The organism is Pseudomonas sp. GXZC, assembly GCF_026967615.1.
GTDB classification, from domain to species: domain Bacteria; phylum Pseudomonadota; class Gammaproteobacteria; order Pseudomonadales; family Pseudomonadaceae; genus Aquipseudomonas; species Aquipseudomonas azotoformans_A.
In genome coordinates this window covers 3,898,284-3,915,936 of the sequence record NZ_CP114115.1, presented here as the reverse complement: position 1 = coordinate 3,915,936, position 17,653 = coordinate 3,898,284, and the positions used below count along the sequence as shown (strand labels likewise).

Here is a 17,653-nt window from a genome sequence, read left to right as displayed (position 1 = left end):
TCATCGAGACGACCATCAGCGTGAAGGGCGGCCAAATCGTCGCGCCTCTCTATCAGGATTGCGGCGATTTGCTATCACTGCTGTTTCTGCCCGGCTTCGATAAATCTTTAAGGTTTTTTGTACACAATACAAAGTGCTTATTGTTCTGTATCCAATCAATACACATCACGCAGATAACGCTTCTGCTCACTCAGCTGCCGCCAGTACTCCACGGCACCCTCGACGCCAAGCCCGCCGTGGGTTTGCGCGACTTGGCGCAAGGCCTGGTCGACATCTTTGGCCATGTGGCTGGCGTCGCCGCAGATGTACAGCCTCGCGCCGTCCTGCAACCAGCGCCACAGTTCGTCGCCCTGTTCGCGGATGCGGTCCTGCACGTAGACCTTTTGCGCCTGGTCGCGCGAGAACGCCAGGCTCAAGTGGTTGAGCAGGCCGTCGCGCTGCATGCCTTGCAGTTCGTCTTGATAGTAGAAATCGCTGGCGGCGTGCTGTTCACCGAAGAACAGCCAGTTGCGGCCCTGATGACCCAGCGCGCGACGTTCCTGCAAGAACGCGCGAAAGGGCGCGATACCGGTGCCGGGCCCGACCATGATCATCGGCACGTCGCCGTCAGTGGGCGTGCGGAAGTGTTTGGACGGCTGGATGAACAACGGCACCTCGCCGTCGCCGACCCGGTCAGCCAGGAAGGTCGAGGACACGCCTTTACGTTTGCCGTAACGCACGGCGGCCACTGTGAGGTGCACTTCCTGTGGATAGGCCTTGGCGCTGGACGCGATTGAATACAGGCGCGGTTGCAGGCGCTTGAGAGTGCCCAGCAGCTCATCCGCTGAACACTCGACGGGGTACTCCAGCAACACATCCGCCAGTTGCCGGCCCCAGAGCCAGTCATTCAGTTCGGCCTTATGTTCGGGGTTGAGCAAGTGCTTGAGGCCAGGATTGGCGCTGCGCTCCGCGATGAAAGCCAGGGTGTCGCTGCTGGGCCGGGCGATTTCGAAGTGCTGGGTCAGGGCCTGTTGCAGCGGCACATCGCCGAAGGTGTCGATGTTTACGCTGGTATGGGCGTTCAGGCGGGTGAGGTCGAGCAACTCGCTGACCAGTTCGGGGCAGTTGCGCGGCCGCACACCCAGGGCATCACCGGCTTCGTAGGTCAGCCCGGAGTCGGTCAGGTCCAGGGCAAATTGGCGGGTTTCCTTGTGGACGCTGTGCGGGTTCAGGTGTCGGTTGAGCAGCAGGCGTGAGCCGTACAGCTTGGTTTTCCCGGCGGGGGTGGCGGGCGCGACGGGCTTTGCCGGGGCCAGGGTTTGCTGGAAACGCACCAGCCAGGCATCGGCCAGTGCTTCGAATTCGGTATCGCAGTCAACGCGCTCCAGCAGGCGAGTGGCGCCCAGTTCCGACAGGCGCTGGTCGAGTTTTTTACCGTGGTTGCAGAACTGGTCGTAGTTCGGGTCGCCCAGGGCCAGCACTGCGAAGCGCAAGGATTCCAGGCGCGTCTCGGCGGTGCTGAGGCTGTGCCAGAACCCTTCGCCATTGTCCGGTGGGTCGCCGTCGCCAAAGGTGCTGCTGATCAGCGCCAGGGTGTGGGTGCTTGCCAGTTTGCTTGCCGGGAAATCCGCCATCGCGCTCAGTTCCACGGTGATGCCGGCGTCGCGCAGGCGCTGGGCAAATCGTTCGGCCAAGGCTTCGGCGTTGCCGGTTTGCGAGGCCCATAACAAGGTGACGGCTGGGGAGGGCGCTGCGTGGGATTGCGTATGGCTGTACAAACCGCCGAGCAAGCCGTTCAGCCACAGCCGCGACGCATCGGCCAGCGGTGCATTCGCGGGCAGGGTCGGCACGTCTACGGCCTGGCGTGCGGTATTGGCTTGCAAGCCGCTGAGGAAGCCGGCGAGGTAGGTACGCTCACCCTCACTCAGTGGCGGCGCGGGGAGGTTGCGGATGCCGGCGATTTCGGCGAAGGCGTCGAGGCGCGACATGGGAGTGTCCTCAGCTACGGGGGAAGGGCGGTCCAGGAATTGATGGTCGATCAGCTCGACGCGGGTCAGGGCGACAGCGCAGTGCTTGAACTCCGGCTGCAAGGAAATCGGGTCTACCGCGTCGTTGGTCACGGCGTTGATGGCCAGGTGTTCGCCGAACACATCGTTCCAGTGGAACGGCGCAAAGCAGTTGCCTGGCCGTACACGGTCGGTGACCACGGCGGGCAGTACGGCGCGGCCGCGTTGGGAGCGTATCTCGACCTGATCCTTGTGTTTGATGCCCAGCGTTGCTGCGTCTTCGGGGTGTAATTCCACGAAGGGGCCGGGGTTGAGTTTGTTCAGGGTCGCGACCTTGCCGGTCTTGGTCAGGGTGTGCCATTGGTGCTGCACGCGGCCGGTGTTGAGCACGAAGGGGAATGCGTCATCCGGCATTTCTGCGGGTGGCATATAGGGGCGGGCGAAGAACTGGGCTTTGCCGGTTTCGGTGGCGAAGACGAGGGTGCCTGTGCCCAGGTAGCGGATCGGGTTGCGGTCCGCGCCATCCTCCGATGCGCAGGGCCATTGCAGCGGCTGCTCACGCAGGCGCGGGTAGCTCGCGCCACGAATGTCGTAGCCGGTCTTGGGGTTCCAGGCGCGTTTGATTTCTTCAAACACGTCGGCGGCGGATGCATAGGTGAACGCATCGGCAAAGCCCATTTCACAGGCGACCCTGGCGATGATCTGCCAGTCGGGCAGGGTCTCGCCGGGCGCGTCGACGGCTTTTTGCATCAAGGTCAGGTTGCGCTCGGAGTTGATCATCACCCCCTCGGCCTCAGCCCACAGCGCGCCGGGCAACAGGATGTCGGCGTAGCGGTTGGTCTCGGTGTCGAGGAAGGCATCCTGGGTGATCACCAGTTCGGCGGTTTGCAGGCCTTTGATCACGGTCTGGCGGTTGGGCACGCTGGCGACCGGGTTGGTGCAGATGATCCAGCAGGCCTTGATCTGCCCGGCGGCCATCTGTTCGAACATCGCCACGGTGCCGTTGCCGGCCTGGCGCGGCAGGCTGTCGTGGGGGATCTGCCACAGCTCTTCGATAAAGGCGCGGTCGGCCTCGACCAACATCGAGCGTTGCCCCGGCAGCCCAGGGCCCATGTAACCCATTTCGCGCCCGCCCATGGCATTGGGTTGACCCGTGAGGGAAAACGGCCCGCTGCCCGGCCGGCAAATGGCGCCGGTCGCCAGGTGCAGGTTGCACAGGGCGTTGGTGTGCCAGGTGCCGTGGGTGCTCTGGTTGAGGCCCATGGTCCAGCAACTCATCCACTCGGCGGCCTGGCCGATCCAGTCGGCGGCTTGGCGGATATCGGCTTCGGCCAGGCCGGTGATGGCGGCGACGTGCTCTGGCGAATAGTCCTCCAGGAATTCCGGCATCGCCTCCCAGCCTTCGGTGAAGGCGGCGATAAAGGCTGGGTCGGTATGGCCGTTTTTGACCAGCAGGTGCAGCAGGCCATTGAGCAACGCCAGGTCGGTGCCGGGTTTGATCGGCAGGAACAGGTTGGCCTTGTCCGCCGTGGCGCTGCGCCTGGGGTCGACCACGATCAGCTTCGCCCCGGCCTTGACCCGGTCCATCAGGCGCAGGAACAGGATCGGGTGACAGTCAGCCATGTTCGCGCCGATCACGAAGAACAGCTCGGCGCGATCAAAGTCTTCATAGGACCCCGGCGGGCCGTCGGCGCCGAGGGAGAGTTTGTAGCCACTGCCGGCGCTGGCCATGCACAGCCGAGAGTTGGACTCGATGTTGGCGGTGCGGACGAAGCCCTTGGCCAATTTGTTGATCAGGTACTGGGACTCCAGCGACATCTGCCCGGACACATAGAAAGCCAATGCGTCCGGGCCGTGGGTGTCGAGGGTGTGACGCAGGCGGCGCGCGGTTTCGCGGAGGGCGTTGTCCATGCCGATGCGCACCGGGTCATTCTGCCGGGCCTGGCGTACATAGGCGTTTTCCATGCGCCCGGACTCGGCGATGGCTTGCCCGCAGGTGGTGCCCTTGGTGCACAGGCGGCCAAAGTTGGTGGGATGGGCCTTGTCGCCGATCACCTTGACCACTTTATTGTCTTGCACCTGCATGACGATGCCGCAGCCCACGCCACAATAGGGACACACACTGCGTATGCTTTGGTTGGCCATCTGAAACCTGCGTAAACAAAAAAGGCGCCTTGCAACCCTCCGTTCAGAACGGGGATTACACGGCGCCTTTGTCGTGAGAGGGCAGTCAGCGTTGACTGCTTGGTTGATGTGTTCCTAGCAAGTCACGCGCCAGGTTTTGCACGGCGGGGTTTGTTAGGTGAACTGGCGTTTTTTGGTGAATGGGCTGCTGTGGTGAAGCTTGTTGTGGTGAGCGGGCTTGCCCCGCGCTGGGCTGCGCAGCAGCCCTCTTGAGACCGAGGTGACCTGGGCGCGGGGCAAGCCCGCTCACCACAATAAAATGTTCAGCAGAGGGTGGGGCGTGCACATTTATGAAGCGGAGCGCACCAGTTGGAGGCGCTGAACAATGCGTTTGGCGGGGGTAAGCGACGACATTGGCTGTTGTAACGGGCTATCAGATGGCTTGGCACAGACCCTGCAAGCTCCCCCTCAACCCACTTCGGTCAACGACGATCGACACCAGGGGCAATAGCGGTGAATCCGGCGCAGTCGCCCGATCCGAACCCGCATAAGAACAGGCAAAGACGCCTGGAACCGCAAGGTTTCAGGCGTTTTTTTTTGCTTTTTTAAAACCGTGATGAGCGTTGTCGGGTGCTAACTATGAACCATCTCAAAACCTTGATCGTCGTCGGCAATGGCATGGTCGGCCACCACTGTGTGGCGCAATTGATCGAGCGCGGCGCGCTGGATCACTACCGTTTGCACGTGTTCAGCGAAGAGCCGATGCGCGCCTATGACCGGGTGCACCTGTCTGAATACTTCACCGGTCGCGATGCCGAGTCGCTGGCCTTGTCCGACGCCGCGTTGTACCAGACGCCAGGTGTGACCCTGCACCTCGGCGTACCGGTGCTGGAGATCGACCGCGCGCGCTGCGAAGTGATCACCGCCGACGGCTGCGTCGCCTATGACAAGCTGGTGTTGGCCACCGGTTCGTATCCGTTCGTGCCGCCTATCGAAGGCGCCGAAGGCGATTCGCGGTTGGTGTATCGCACCCTTGAGGACCTGGACGCGATTCGCAAAGCCGCCGCCAATGCACGACGCGGCGTGGTAGTGGGCGGTGGCCTGTTGGGCCTGGAAGCCGCCAACGCCCTGAAAAGCCTCGGCCTTGAAGCCCATGTGGTGGAATTCGCGCCGCGCCTGATGCCGGTGCAACTCGACGACTTTGGCGGCCTGGCGCTCAAGGCGCAGATCGAGCGGCTGGGCGTGGGCGTGCATTTGTCGCGCGCCACCCAATCCATCAGCGCGGGTGAGCAGTACCGCTACCGCATGAATTTTGCCAATGACGAGTTCCTTGAAACCGACCTGATCGTGTTCTCCGCCGGTATTCGCGCCCAGGATGCACTGGCCCGCCAGGCCGGCCTGGACATCGGCCCGCGTGGCGGCGTGGTGATCAATGACGAATGCCTGAGCATCGACCCGAACATCTACGCGATTGGCGAATGCGCGTCCTGGAACGGCAGCCTGTTCGGCCTGGTCGCGCCGGGCTATCAGATGGCCCGTGGCGTTGCCGCACTGCTGTGCGCGCAAACCGCCGAGCCGTTTGTGGGCGCCGACATGTCGACCAAACTCAAGTTGCTCGGCGTCGACGTGGGCTCCATCGGCGACGCCCATGCCCACACGCCGGGCGCACGCAGCTACCAGTTCATCGACGAAGCCAGCGCCAGCTACCGGCGCCTGGTGGTGGATGCCTCGGGCAAGCACGTGATCGGCGCCGTCTTGGTGGGCGACAACAGCTACTACGACACGCTGCTGCAATACATGCAAAACAGCATCACGCTGCCGTCCGAGCCGGCCAGCCTGATCCTGCCATCCTCCAGCGGCGCACCGACCCTCGGCCCTGGCGCGCTGCCTGAATCGGCCACCGTCTGCTCCTGCCACAACGTGACCAAGGGCGCGATCTGCTCGGCCATCGACGGCGGCTGCAGCGACCTCGGCCTGCTCAAGTCTCAGACCAAGGCCTGCACCGGATGCGGCGGCTGCGCTGGCTTGCTCAAGCAGGTGTTCGAGCATGAGCTGATCGCCCGTGGCGTCAGCGTCGACAAGAGCCTGTGCGAACACTTCGCCTACACCCGGCAGGAGTTGTACGCCCTGGTGCGCGTGGAAGGCATCCTCACCTTTGACGAACTGCTGGCCAAACACGGCCGTGGTCACACCGGCTGCGACGTGTGCAAGCCGGCGGTGGGCTCGATCCTCGCGTCGTGCTGGAACCAGCCGATCATGGACGCGTCCCTGGTGCCGTTGCAGGACACCAACGATACGTTCATGGCCAACATGCAGAAGAACGGTACCTACTCGGTGGTACCGCGTATTCCAGGCGGCGAAATCACCGCGGATAAACTCATCGTGATCGGTGAGGTCGCGAAGAAATACGACCTCTACACCAAGATCACCGGCGGCCAGCGCATCGACCTGTTTGGCGCGCAACTGCACGAACTGCCGGATATCTGGAGCGAACTGATCGCCGCCGGGTTTGAAACCGGACACGCCTACGGCAAATCCACGCGTACGGTGAAGTCCTGCGTGGGCAGCACCTGGTGCCGTTACGGCGTGCAGGACAGCGTGAAAATGGCGCTGTTGATCGAGGATCGCTACAAGGGCCTGCGCTCGCCGCACAAGCTCAAGTTCGCAGTGTCCGGCTGTACCCGTGAATGCGCCGAAGCCCAGAGCAAGGACGTCGGCGTGATCGCCACCGAGAAGGGCTGGAACCTCTACATCGCCGGCAACGGCGGCATGCGCCCACGCCATGCGGAGCTGTTCGCCACTGACCTGGATGACGCCACGCTGATCCGCTACATCGACCGCTTCCTGATGTTCTACATCCGCACCGCCGACAAGCTGCAACGCACCTCGGTCTGGCGCGAAAGCCTCGAAGGCGGCCTGGACTTCCTCAAGGACGTGATCCTGCACGACAGCCTGGGCCTCGGCGCAGAGCTGGAAGCGCAGATGCAACTGGTGGTCGACCGCTACGAATGCGAATGGGCCAACGCCCTCGCAGACCCGGAAAAACTCAAGCGCTTTCGCACCTTCGTCAACGACAAACGCCCCGACCCGGACATCCACTTCGTCCAGGAACGCGGGCAACGCCGGCCGATCATGGCCGCCGAACTCAACCTTATTCCCGTCACCGAGGAGATTGCCTGATGAGCCAAGCCAACCCGCAACGCAACCTGGCCACTTGGAAAAGTGTGTGCAGCGAGACCGATTTGGTGAGCAATTCCGGCGTAGTGGTGTGGCTGGACGGCGCGCAAGTGGCGCTGTTCTACCTGCCGGGTGCGCAGGACCAGACGTTGTTCGCCATCGACAACCATGACCCGGAATCCGGCGCGAATGTGATCGGACGCGGCTTGATCGGGAGTATCAAGGGCGACCTGGTGGTGGCGGCGCCGATCTACAAGCAGCATTACCGGCTCGAGGATGGGCAGTGCCTGGAGGCGCCTGATCAGAGATTGCGGGTTTGGCCGGTGCGGTTGAATGCTGGGGTGGTGGAATTGGCATTGGATTGATGCTGTGTGCAGGATTGTGCGCCGAGCCGATTGACTGTGATGAGCGGGCTTTCTTGTGGTGAACGGGCTTGCCCCGCGTTGGGGTGCGAAGCAGCCCCTCTCAGAATCACTGCGGTGTTTCAGGTGATCCGAGGTGTCGGGTTTTGGGGCCGCTTCGCAGCCCAGCGCGGGGCAAGCCCGCTCACCACAACAAGCGCGCCAGTTGCTGAAGTCGCGTTAAGATGCCGCCTGGACTCCACTCAGATCATGGACACTGCATGCCGCTTATCACGGAACGCGTCGCGCTGGCCCGCAATGGCGCCAACGACAAAGTCATCTGCCGCATGGCCTCGGGCTGGGCGGTCATGGGCGATGTACAGTTCCTGCCCGGTTACTGCCTGCTGCTGCCGGACCCGGTCGTTGCCAGCCTGAACGACCTCGATACCGAGGCCCGTACTGCCTACCTGCTGGACATGGCCCTCCTGGGCGATGCGGTGTTGAAGGCCACTGGTGCGCTGCGTATGAACTACGAGATTTTAGGCAATTCCGAGCCGGAACTGCATTGTCACCTCTTCCCGCGCTACGCCTCGGAGCCGGACGACAAACGCACGATGCCGGCGTGGTTTTATGACTGGAAAAACGCGGTGCAGTATGCGGAAAGTGAGCATGGGGAGTTGCGTAAAAAGATTGCGGCTCTGTTAAGCGAGCATCAGCCCGTCGTGAGGTGAACGAGGATCTCGTCAGTCTCTACGACACGGGCATAGTCCATCGCCAGGTTGCTCAGCGACAGCGCATGCACGTCTTCAGCAGGCCACAGGCGCCCGGACAAATCGGTTTGATCGAAGGTGTAGCAGGCATCTGAAACTACCGTCACCGCAAAACCCAGGTTGCCGCCGGAGCGTGCCGTGGCCTCGACCGAGTTGTTGGTGATCACGCCGACGATCACCAACTGTCGGATGCCGCGTGCATGCAGCCAGCGTTCCAGCCCTGAGGCGACGAAGGCATCCGGGACGTTCTTTTCGACCACATGTTCATGCGCCAGCGGTTGCAGCGCCGGCTGGAATTCGCAGCCCGGCTGGCCCGGCCAGAACACCGAGTCGGGCGAGCGGGACATGTGACGGATGTGAACAACAGGGCGGCTGGATTGACGCCAGGCAGTCAGCAGACGCTGTATCTGCACTTCGGCGTCGGGGTTGTTGCGTCGCCCCAGCTTGAGCTGGTTCATGCCTTGCTGCATGTCGATGATCAGCAGTGCAGCGTTGATGGCAAACGGTTGCATGGCACCTCCTTTTGCGGGTGAGGGTCGAAACATACCATGAGGGTAAACGGTCATGAAGGTTGGGTTTACTTGAAGGAGATTGACTGAGTAAGGAATCGATCAATGATCCGTAAAGCGTTACCTGGCGACGCCAACGCCATCGCCCAGGTGCATATCCGCAGTTGGCAGGAAGCCTATCGCGACCTGATGCCTGCCGAGTTCTTGAAGGGGTTGGACGCAACGCTGGCTCGGCGTGAATCCTTTTGGGTTCGCTCGATTGAGTCGGGCGAGTCAGATGTGTGGGTCGCCGAGCTGGATGGGCAAGTCGTCGGTTGGATATCGGTCGGTGCCAGTCGAGACGAAGAAGCTGCCGGAGCAAACACTGGTGAGGTCATGGCCATTTATGTTTTAGCCAAGTGTTGGCAAGCCGGCGTGGGGCTGGCGTTGTGGAATGCGGGCCTGCAGTTCTTGATCGAGCAAGGGTATGAGTGTTTGACGCTTTGGGTCTTGAGCCGTAATGAAAGGGCTGTCCGGTTTTATCGCAGGGTGGGCTGCGTTGAGGACCCGGGGAGTGAACGTCATCTTCAGAGGGGAGGTGTCACTCTGGAAGAAATGAGGTATCGGTTGTCCTTTGGACCAAGTTGAGCGCATTCACATACGCACGAAACATATCAGCCATCCCCTCGGAGTACACCGCAATTTCTTCAGCCGTTCGCGGACTGTTGGAAAACTCCTTCCCCACTGAACTGAGCGTGGTCAGGATCAAATCACTGGCCAGGATCCGCTTGTCAACCGACACCTCAGGCAACAACTCCAGCATGAACCCCTTGAACGCCTGCCGTCCCGCCGCGCGCACTTCCAGGGCCTCCGGCGCATCGCGATAGATCGGCGCCGCATCGTTCAGCGCCCCGCGCATCTGCGCTTCTTCGCATTCTGACTGGATAAAGGCGTGCACCACGCTACGCAAACGTTCCAGCGGCGTCTCGTCGTGGTTTTCCAGTACGCCGCGCAGCATCTGGGTGGTCTGCTGCCACTCATCACTCTGCAACCGGAACAGAATCGCTGCTTTGTTGGGGAAGTATTGGTACACCGACCCCACGCTCACGCCGGCCTTTTCCGCGACCCGTGCGGTGGTGAAACGGGTGGCGCCTTCCTTGGCCAAAACCTGAATAGCCGCTTGCAGAATCGCCGCCACCAACTCGGTGGAACGGGCCTGTTGCGGCTGTTTGCGCGTGGAAATACGCGGGGTCTGGCGGTTGGTCATACAGGGCTCCTGAAGCAGGGCTAATGCGAATAGCGAAGGATGCGAATCACTCGCATACTTTTAATGCGACGAATTAGTCGCATCTTAGTCCCAACTCACTGGAAATCAATTATGTCGAGCCTGACCACCGCGCCTCTGGCGCCCCTGATTGAACGTCTTTACGCACAGGCCGATGCGGCCACCAGCCCGCTGCTGAACTCGGTCTCTCAGGCAGAACGCGAACGGCTGATGCACAGCAAAACCGAGTACGTGGCGCTGTATTCGATGCTCAAGGACCTGTGGCTACCCGTGTCCCAGGACACCGGCAAGCTGCTCTACATGCTGGCTCGCAGCAACAAGGCGCGGGCGATTGTCGAGTTTGGTACTTCGTTTGGGCTGTCGACCTTGTTCCTGGCTGCCGCACTGCGCGACAACGGCGGCGGTGTGCTGATCGGCAGCGAATTCGAAGCCTCGAAGATCGCCCTGGCGCGCGAGCATTTCATCGAGGGCGGCGTGAGCGACTTGATCCACATTCGTGAAGGTGACGCGCTGGTGACCCTGGCCAGCGACTTGCCAGAGGTTGTCGATCTGTTGCTGCTGGACGGCGCCAAAACACTGTATGGCGACGTGCTGAACCTGGTGGAACGCCACCTGCGCCCCGGCGCACTGGTGGTGGCAGACAACACCGATTATTGCCCTGAATACCTGGCCTACGTACGCGCCCCGGAGAACGGCTACTTGTCGGTGCCCTTTACCGATGACATCGAACTTTCAATGCGCCTGGGCTAATCGAGGACTCAACTCATGCACGTATTTGTCACGGGAGCCACCGGTTGGGTTGGCTCCGAAGTGGTCAAGGACCTGCTCAATGCCGGCTACCTGGTGACCGGCCTGGCTCGCGCCGACGACAAGGCGCAGGCGCTTGCCGCCACCGGCGCCAAGGTGCTGCGCGGCACCCTGGATGACTTGGACACCTTGCGCCGCGCCGCCTGGACGGCGGATGCGGTGATTCACACCGCGTTTAATCACGACTTCTCGCGCTTTATCGAAAACTGCGAACAGGACCGCCGGGTGATTGAGGCGTTCGAGTCGGTGTTGAGAGGTTCGGACACGCCGCTGATCGTCACTTCGGGTTTGTCCGGCCTGCCATGCGGTGCGGTCGAGGCAGACCTGCCTAATGCCGCATCGCCACGCCAGTCCGAAGCCGCCGCGAGGGCACTGGCTGCACGCGGCGTGCGGGCGGCAACGGTGCGCCTGGCGCCGTCGGTGCATGGCGTGGGCGACCACGGTTTCTTGCCGATCCTGATCCGCCTGGCCCGCGAGACCGGCGTGTCGGCGTATATCGGCGACGGGCAGAACTGCTGGTCGGGGGTGTACCGCACCGATGCGGCGCGGGTCTATCGCCGGGTGCTGGATGATGACCTTAGCCAGCCTGCGTATCACGCAGTCGCGGACCAGGCGGTGCCATTCAAGGCGATTGCCGAGGTGATCGGACGGCGACTGGGCGTGCCGGTTGAATCCCGACCACGCGAACATTTTGGCTGGTTCGCCAATATGGCCGGCGCTGATATGGCCGTTTCCAGTGAGCAGACCCGCGAGCGGCTGCGGTGGACACCGACGGGCCCAAGCTTGTTGGCAGACCTTGATCACGCCGATTACTTCAGGCGCTGAGCGGAGAGTTTTGATGACACAACACAGAACCGTGCTGATGAGTATGTTGCCGATTACGTTGGCGGTGTTCGTCGGTTTCCTGATTATCGGCATGCAGTTGCCCGTGTTGCCTTTGCACCTGAATCAGACATTGGGCATGGGCACGCTGGTGGTGGGCGTGGTGATTGGCGCGCAGTTCGCGGCAGCGTTGCTGTCGCGGGCTTGGGCCGGCAATTTTGCCGATATGCGTGGCCCCAAGCGTGCCCTGTTGCTGGGCATGCTGGTGGCCGCCAGTTCGGGGCTGCTGTACCTGGCTTCCCTGGCGTTTATCGATGTACCGGTGCTGTCGGTTTGGTTGCTGCTGGCCGGGCGTGTGGTGTTGGCGCTGGGCGAAAGCCTGGTCATCACCGGCTCCATGGGCTGGGGCATGGGGCGGGTAGGGCCACAGAATACCGGTAAGGTGATGGCCTGGATCGGTATCGCGATCTACGCCGCCTTCGCGCTGGGTGCGCCGTTGGGTGTGGCAATCAACAACCAATGGGGGTTCAGTGGGCTGTCCATTGCCAGCTTGATCATGCCGTTGTTGGCGGTTGGCATCGTGATCGGTGCGAAGGGCGTTGCACCGACCAGTCAGCGGCGTACGTCCTTCTACTCGGTACTCGGGGCCGTCTGGCTGCCGGGCTTGGGGCTGGCATTTTCCAGCATCGGTTCTGGCGTGATTGCCGCATTTGTCGCGCTGCTGTTTGCGTCCAAGGATTGGGGCAATGCGTCGTTTGCCTTTACCACATTCGGGCTGGCGTTTATCGGTGCGCGGATTTTCTTCGGGCATCTGCCGGACAAGCTCGGTGGTGCGAAGGTGGCGCTGGTCTGCGTGCTGATCGAGGCGGCGGGGCAGTTGTTGATCTGGGGCGCGAATGATCCGTTGATGGCGTATCTGGGCGCGGCATTTACGGGCTTTGGTTATTCGCTGGCGTTTCCGGGGTTTGGAGTGGAAGCGATCAAGCGCGCGCCGCCGCACACCCGTGGGCTGGCGATGGGGGCCTATGTGGCGTTCCTGGATATTTCCCTGGGCATCGCCAGCCCATTGGCGGGGGCTTTGGCTGGGGCGGCAGGGGTGGCGTCGGTGTATTTGGCAGGCGCGGTCGCGGTGGCGCTGTCGGGGGTGGTCGCTTGGGCGTTGCTGGCGAGAAAGCCGCTGCTCAACGCTTGCTGAACGCCAGCCGTGCAGCGAACAACACAAAGATCAGGCCGGTGGTGCGGTCCATCCACTGGATGACCTTTTCGCGGCGTAGGAAGCCGGAAAGCGGCTGCGTAGCACCGATCAGCACGAGTGCCCAGATCACGCCAAGCAGCACGTGGATACTGACCAGACCGAACGTCCAGAGGATCAACGGCTGACCCTGGGGGATGAATTGCGGCAGGAACGACACATAGAAAATGCCCACTTTGGGGTTGAGCACGTTGCCCAGCATGCCCTTGATAAACCAGTTGCCGGCAGGTTTGCCTTGCACCTCGGCGCTCGCCAATGAGCGACGCGGACGCAGCAACATGTTCAAGCCCAGCCAGACCAGGTACGCGGCGCCGCAGTACTTGAGCAGGTTGAAGGCGACTTCCGACACCGCAATCAACGCACCCAGGCCGAAGGCAACCGCCGCGCCCCACAGCAGGCAACCGGCATTGATCCCCAACGTGGCTTGCAACGCCTGGCGCTTGCCTTCCACCGTGGCGGTCCGGAGTACCAACGCCGTATCGAGGCCGGGCGTGAGCGTCAGCAGCGTGGCGGCGAAGGTGAAGGCGAGGAGGTTGTCGGTGATGGACATGGGGGGATTCATGCAAGGGGCGTGGGAGAACGTTAACCCAAGCCGGGTCGCCCCGCAAAGAGGCGAACCTGCTTAAGGGGTATCAGCGATTGAACCGCTCCACCAACGCATATTGGGTAGATGCGGTGTTCGTCAGCTCCTTGCTCAGGTCCGTGGATTGATGGGCTTGTATCGACGTCTGGTCAGCCAGTTCGGCGATGGTGGTGATGTTGCGGCTGATTTCCTCGGCGACCGCGCTCTGTTCCTCGGTGGCGGCGGCGATCTGGGTGGTCATGTCAGTGATATGGGACACCGCTTCGCTGATGCCGACCAGCGCCTGGTCCGCCTCCAGCACCCAGGCCACGCCTTCCTGGGCCTGGCGTTGGCCGTGTTCCATGCTTTGCACGGCATTGTTGGAGGACGCTTGCAGCTGGGTGATCAACCCATGGATCTGGGTGGTGGACTGGGACGTGCGCTGTGCCAGTTGCCGCACTTCGTCGGCCACCACGGCAAAACCACGGCCTTGTTCGCCGGCACGCGCTGCTTCGATGGCGGCGTTGAGGGCCAGCAGGTTGGTCTGGTCGGCAATGCCTTTGATCACGTCCACCACGCTGCCGATTTCGTCGCTGTCCTTGGCCAGTTGCGCCACGGTCGCACCGGTTTCGCTGACCACCGCAGACAGGCGTTCGATCGCCTCACGGGTGTCACGTGCCACTTCGCGGCCGCGCCCGGTCAGGACGTTGGCCTGCTGGGTGGCGTCGGCGGTGCGTTGCACATGGCTGGCGACTTCCTGGGTGGTGGCGGCCATCTGGTTGACAGCGGCCGAGACCTGTTCGGTTTCGACGCGCTGGCGGTCCAGGCCCTTGGAGCTGGCGGTGGCCAACTGATCGGATTGCCCGGCCAGGGCGCTCAGTTGCTCGGCGCTGTCTTGCAGGCGGGTGAGGCAGGTTTTCAGGCGTGCGTTCTGGCTGAGAAACGCCGTTTCCAGACGTGCCTGTGGCCCGCTGGCGTCGCTGTACATCTGCGCGATCAAGGCATCCGAGGTCGAGGGCTCCACCCCTTGCAACAGGCGCAACGTGCTGCCCTGACGCCAGCGTGAGCAGAGCACGCCCACCGGTACTGCGACTGCAACGGCCACAGCAACGGCGACGGGCGCACTCAGGAAGATACCGGCGAAGCTGCCGACAAGCCCGGTTGCCACGTACGGCACGCAGCTGATGGCGGCCGGCAGCCAGGTGTCCTGGCGTGGAACGCCCGGCTTACCCTGGCTGATGCGCCGGTACAGGGCCTGGGCCCGACGGATCTCATCGGCCGTGGGCTTGACCCGCACAGACTCGAAGCCCACCACTTTGCTGCCATCGAATATGGGCGTGACATAGGCGTTGACCCAATAATGGTCACCGTTTTTCGAGCGGTTCTTGACGATGCCCATCCAGGGCAGACCTTGCTTGAGCGCACTCCACATGTGCGCAAACACGGCGGGGGGCACATCGGGGTGACGCACGATGTTCTGCGGTGCGCCAATCAAATCGGCGCGTTCAAAGCCGCTGATGTCGACGAAGGCGTCGTTGCAGTAAGTAATGACACCTCGGACATCCGTGGCGGAGATGAGTTTTTGCGAAGGCGCGAGGGAAATCTCACGCTGTGTTACAGGCTGGTTATTGCGCATTCCGACTACTCCCTGGTTGCCCACAGTCCATCGGCGCCATCTGCGAAAAGGTTAATCCACATTGGCCAATTCGCCAGCCACTGGTCAAAAGCCTGAAACTTCCCGGTGAAACCCCTCATAATGGCGGCCATTTTTGTTTAGCCGTTATTCTGGTGTGCCCCCATGGAAATCAAGGTCAACTTTCTCGACAACCTCCGGCTTGAAGCCAAGTTCGACGACTTCACGGTGATTGCCGACCAGCCCATCCGCTATAAAGGCGATGGCTCGGCACCGGGGCCGTTCGATTACTTCCTGGCGTCGTCGGCGTTGTGCGCGGCGTACTTCGTGAAGTTGTACTGCCAGACGCGCAATATCCCCACCGAGAATATTCGCCTGTCGCAGAACAACATCGTCGACCCGGAAAACCGCTATAACCAGATCTTCAAGATCCAGGTCGAGCTGCCGGCGGACATCTCCGACAAAGACCGCCAAGGCATCCTGCGTTCCATCGACCGTTGCACGGTCAAGAAAGTGGTGCAGGCCGGACCTGAGTTCGTCATCGAAGAAGTCGAAAACCTGGACGCCGACGCCCAGGCCTTGTTGATGCCTAATTCCACCTCCGAGGGCGGCACCTACATCGCTGGCAAGGACCTGCCGCTGGAGCAGACCATCGCCAACATGTCCGGCATCCTGGCCGGCCTGGGCATGAAGATTGAAATCGCGTCGTGGCGCAATATCGTGCCCAACGTGTGGTCGCTGCATATCCGCGATGCGCATTCTCCGATGTGCTTCACCAACGGCAAGGGCGCGACCAAAGAGGGCGCCCTGGCGTCGGCACTCGGTGAGTTCATCGAACGGCTCAACTGCAACTTTTTCTACAACGATCAGTTCTGGGGTGAGGAACTGGCCAATGCACCGTTTGTGCATTACCCGGATGAGCGCTGGTTCCAGCCAGGCCCCAACGACGAGCTGCCTGGTGAAATCCTCGACGCCTACTGCCTGAAGGTCTACAACCGCGAGGGCGAACTGCGCGGCTCGCACCTGTTCGACACCAACTCCGGCAATGAAGAACGTGGCATTGTTTCGCTGCCGTTCGTGCGCCAATCGGACGATGAGGTGGTGTACTTCCCGTCCAACCTGATCGAAAACCTCTACCTCAGCAACGGCATGAGCGCTGGCAACACCTTGGCTGAAGCCCAGGTGCAGTGCCTGTCGGAGATCTTCGAGCGCGCCGTGAAGCGTGAAATCATCGAAGGCGAGTTCGCGTTGCCGGACGTACCGGCCGAGGTGTTGGCCAAGTACCCTGGCATTCTCGCCGGTATCCAGGGCCTCGAAGCCCAAGGCTTTCCCGTACTGGTGAAAGACGCGTCCCTGGGCGGCGAATTCCCGGTGATGTGCGTGACCCTGATGAACCCGCGCACCGGCGGTGTGTTCGCCTCGTTCGGCGCGCACCCAAGCCTGGAAGTGGCGCTGGAGCGCAGTCTCACCGAGCTGTTGCAAGGTCGCAGTTTCGAGGGCCTAAACGATTTGCCGCAGCCGACCTTCGAAGGTCAGGCGGTGACCGAACCGAACAACTTCGTGGAGCACTTCATCGACTCAAGCGGCGTGGTGTCGTGGCGCTTCTTCAGTTCGCAGTCGGACTACGAGTTTGTCGAGTGGGACTTCTCAGGCGAAGGCGAAGACTCCAATGCCCAGGAAGCCGCGACCTTGTTCGGCATTCTGGAGGGTATGGGTAAAGAGTCCTACATGGCGGTGTACGAACACCTCGGCGCCACTGCGTGCCGCATCCTGGTACCGGATTATTCGGAAATCTACCCGGTGGACGACCTGATCTGGGACAACACCAACAAGGCGCTGTTTTTCCGCGAGGACATTCTCAACCTGCACCGCCTCGACGAGGAAGCGTTGCAAGCCTTGGTCGAGCGCCTGATCGAAAGCGAGCTTGACGACTACACCGATATCACCACCCTGATCGGCATCGAGTTCGATGACAACACCGCCTGGGGTCAACTGACCATCCTGGAGTTGAAACTGCTGATCTTCCTGGCCTTGCAGCAATATGAAGAGGCCAAGGAGTGCGTGGAGATGTTCCTGCAGTACAACGACAACACTGCTGAACGTGGCCTGTTCTACCAGGCGATGAATGCGGTGCTGGAGATGGAGTTGGACGACGACCTGGAACTGGCCGACTACGAAGCCAACTTCCGTCGCATGTTTGGTAATGAGCGGATGGATGCAGTGATTGGCTCGGTGCGGGGTGATGTGCGCTTTTATGGCTTGACGCCGACCAGCATGAAGCTGGAAGGGCTGGACCGGCATTTGCGCTTGATTGACAGCTACAAGAAGCTGCATGCGGCGCGGGCCAATATCACCATCAGTTGACCTTCGCCAGCACCGGGTCGGGCTTGCTGTGGTTGTGGTGAGC

General features: G+C 61.8%; 13 protein-coding genes and 1 pseudogene. 8 read left to right on the top strand and 6 right to left on the bottom strand.

From position 1 onward, the window contains the following. Positions 1-155 precede the first annotated feature (155 nt). The gene (locus tag OZ428_RS18195; RefSeq protein WP_269130776.1) at positions 156-4,130 is read right to left on the bottom strand and encodes a bifunctional nitrate reductase/sulfite reductase flavoprotein subunit alpha; all 3,975 of its coding nucleotides are present in this window, start codon (positions 4,128-4,130) and stop codon (positions 156-158) included. Positions 4,131-4,748: 618 nt separating this feature from the next. On the opposite strand from OZ428_RS18195, the gene nirB reads away from it, so the two are divergent. The 3 genes from nirB (at position 4,749) to OZ428_RS18180 (ending at position 8,358) form a co-directional block, all read left to right on the top strand. Next, positions 4,749-7,289 carry a nitrite reductase large subunit NirB gene (nirB, locus tag OZ428_RS18190; protein WP_269130775.1) on the top strand — a complete coding sequence of 847 codons (2,541 nt, stop codon included), beginning with the start codon at positions 4,749-4,751 and terminating at the stop codon, positions 7,287-7,289. Beyond that, on the top strand, positions 7,289-7,651 hold the full coding sequence (gene nirD / locus OZ428_RS18185) for a nitrite reductase small subunit NirD (RefSeq protein WP_269130774.1): 363 nt from the start codon (positions 7,289-7,291) through the stop codon (positions 7,649-7,651). Before nirB ends, nirD begins: the two co-directional genes overlap by 1 nt. A 257-nt stretch (positions 7,652-7,908) precedes the next feature. After that, complete coding sequence (locus OZ428_RS18180) at positions 7,909-8,358, top strand: HIT family protein (RefSeq protein WP_269130773.1); 450 nt, start codon at positions 7,909-7,911, stop codon at positions 8,356-8,358. On the opposite strand, the gene OZ428_RS18175 is transcribed toward OZ428_RS18180, so the two are convergent. Beyond that, positions 8,340-8,909 carry a cysteine hydrolase family protein gene (locus tag OZ428_RS18175; protein ID WP_269130772.1) on the bottom strand — a complete coding sequence of 190 codons (570 nt, stop codon included), beginning with the start codon at positions 8,907-8,909 and terminating at the stop codon, positions 8,340-8,342. The two genes, OZ428_RS18180 and OZ428_RS18175, sit on opposite strands and share 19 nt — an antisense overlap. A 102-nt stretch (positions 8,910-9,011) precedes the next feature. Here OZ428_RS18175 and OZ428_RS18170 point away from each other — a divergent pair, with 102 nt between their 5' ends. Further along, on the top strand, positions 9,012-9,533 hold the full coding sequence (locus OZ428_RS18170) for a GNAT family N-acetyltransferase (RefSeq protein ID WP_269130771.1): 522 nt from the start codon (positions 9,012-9,014) through the stop codon (positions 9,531-9,533). Here OZ428_RS18170 and OZ428_RS18165 read toward each other — a convergent pair. After that, the gene (locus OZ428_RS18165) at positions 9,487-10,152 is read right to left on the bottom strand and encodes a TetR family transcriptional regulator (protein ID WP_269130770.1); all 666 of its coding nucleotides are present in this window, start codon (positions 10,150-10,152) and stop codon (positions 9,487-9,489) included. The two genes, OZ428_RS18170 and OZ428_RS18165, sit on opposite strands and share 47 nt — an antisense overlap. 111 nt (positions 10,153-10,263) lie before the next feature. On the opposite strand from OZ428_RS18165, the gene OZ428_RS18160 reads away from it, so the two are divergent. Genes OZ428_RS18160 through OZ428_RS18150 form a run of 3 tightly spaced genes read left to right on the top strand, consistent with a single transcriptional unit; the run spans position 10,264 to position 12,994 of the window. Further along, a complete protein-coding gene (locus OZ428_RS18160) occupies positions 10,264-10,920 on the top strand; it encodes an O-methyltransferase (protein ID WP_033896570.1) in 657 nt (218 codons plus the stop codon). Positions 10,921-10,935: 15 nt separating this feature from the next. Beyond that, positions 10,936-11,802, top strand: coding sequence for an SDR family oxidoreductase (locus OZ428_RS18155; protein WP_269130769.1), 867 nt, complete (start codon positions 10,936-10,938; stop codon positions 11,800-11,802). 13 nt (positions 11,803-11,815) lie between these two features. Continuing rightward, complete coding sequence (locus tag OZ428_RS18150; protein WP_269130768.1) at positions 11,816-12,994, top strand: arabinose transporter; 1,179 nt, start codon at positions 11,816-11,818, stop codon at positions 12,992-12,994. Here OZ428_RS18150 and OZ428_RS18145 read toward each other — a convergent pair. The 3 genes and pseudogenes from OZ428_RS18145 to OZ428_RS34740 all read right to left on the bottom strand — a co-directional run. Continuing rightward, positions 12,981-13,601, bottom strand: a complete 621-nt coding sequence (locus tag OZ428_RS18145) for a LysE family translocator (RefSeq protein ID WP_269130767.1) — start codon at positions 13,599-13,601, stop codon at positions 12,981-12,983. The genes OZ428_RS18150 and OZ428_RS18145 overlap by 14 nt on opposite strands. 82 nt (positions 13,602-13,683) lie before the next feature. Then, positions 13,684-14,718, bottom strand: coding sequence for a methyl-accepting chemotaxis protein (locus tag OZ428_RS18140; protein WP_442964843.1), 1,035 nt, complete (start codon positions 14,716-14,718; stop codon positions 13,684-13,686). Between the two features lie 258 nt (positions 14,719-14,976). Then, positions 14,977-15,249: pseudogene (locus tag OZ428_RS34740) on the bottom strand (PAS domain-containing protein); the annotation flags it as partial. 162 nt (positions 15,250-15,411) lie between these two features. Here OZ428_RS34740 and OZ428_RS18135 point away from each other — a divergent pair. After that, positions 15,412-17,610, top strand: coding sequence for an OsmC domain/YcaO domain-containing protein (locus OZ428_RS18135; RefSeq protein ID WP_269130765.1), 2,199 nt, complete (start codon positions 15,412-15,414; stop codon positions 17,608-17,610). The last annotated feature ends 43 nt before the right edge of the window (positions 17,611-17,653 follow it).

Bases quoted from the DNA above. Each gene is read 5' to 3' on its own strand.
- OZ428_RS18150 (WP_269130768.1), top strand. From the start codon at position 11,816: ATGACACAACACAGAACCGTGCTGATGAGTATGTTGCCGATTACGTTG.
- OZ428_RS18165 (WP_269130770.1), bottom strand. From the start codon at position 10,152: ATGACCAACCGCCAGACCCCGCGTATTTCCACGCGCAAACAGCCGCAA.
- OZ428_RS18170 (WP_269130771.1), top strand. From the start codon at position 9,012: ATGATCCGTAAAGCGTTACCTGGCGACGCCAACGCCATCGCCCAGGTG.
- OZ428_RS18145 (WP_269130767.1), bottom strand. From the start codon at position 13,601: ATGTCCATCACCGACAACCTCCTCGCCTTCACCTTCGCCGCCACGCTG.
- nirD (WP_269130774.1), top strand. From the start codon at position 7,289: ATGAGCCAAGCCAACCCGCAACGCAACCTGGCCACTTGGAAAAGTGTG.
- OZ428_RS18135 (WP_269130765.1), top strand. From the start codon at position 15,412: ATGGAAATCAAGGTCAACTTTCTCGACAACCTCCGGCTTGAAGCCAAG.
- OZ428_RS18175 (WP_269130772.1), bottom strand. From the start codon at position 8,909: ATGCAACCGTTTGCCATCAACGCTGCACTGCTGATCATCGACATGCAG.
- OZ428_RS18155 (WP_269130769.1), top strand. From the start codon at position 10,936: ATGCACGTATTTGTCACGGGAGCCACCGGTTGGGTTGGCTCCGAAGTG.
- OZ428_RS18160 (WP_033896570.1), top strand. From the start codon at position 10,264: ATGTCGAGCCTGACCACCGCGCCTCTGGCGCCCCTGATTGAACGTCTT.
- OZ428_RS18195 (WP_269130776.1), bottom strand. From the start codon at position 4,130: ATGGCCAACCAAAGCATACGCAGTGTGTGTCCCTATTGTGGCGTGGGC.
- OZ428_RS18180 (WP_269130773.1), top strand. From the start codon at position 7,909: ATGCCGCTTATCACGGAACGCGTCGCGCTGGCCCGCAATGGCGCCAAC.
- nirB (WP_269130775.1), top strand. From the start codon at position 4,749: ATGAACCATCTCAAAACCTTGATCGTCGTCGGCAATGGCATGGTCGGC.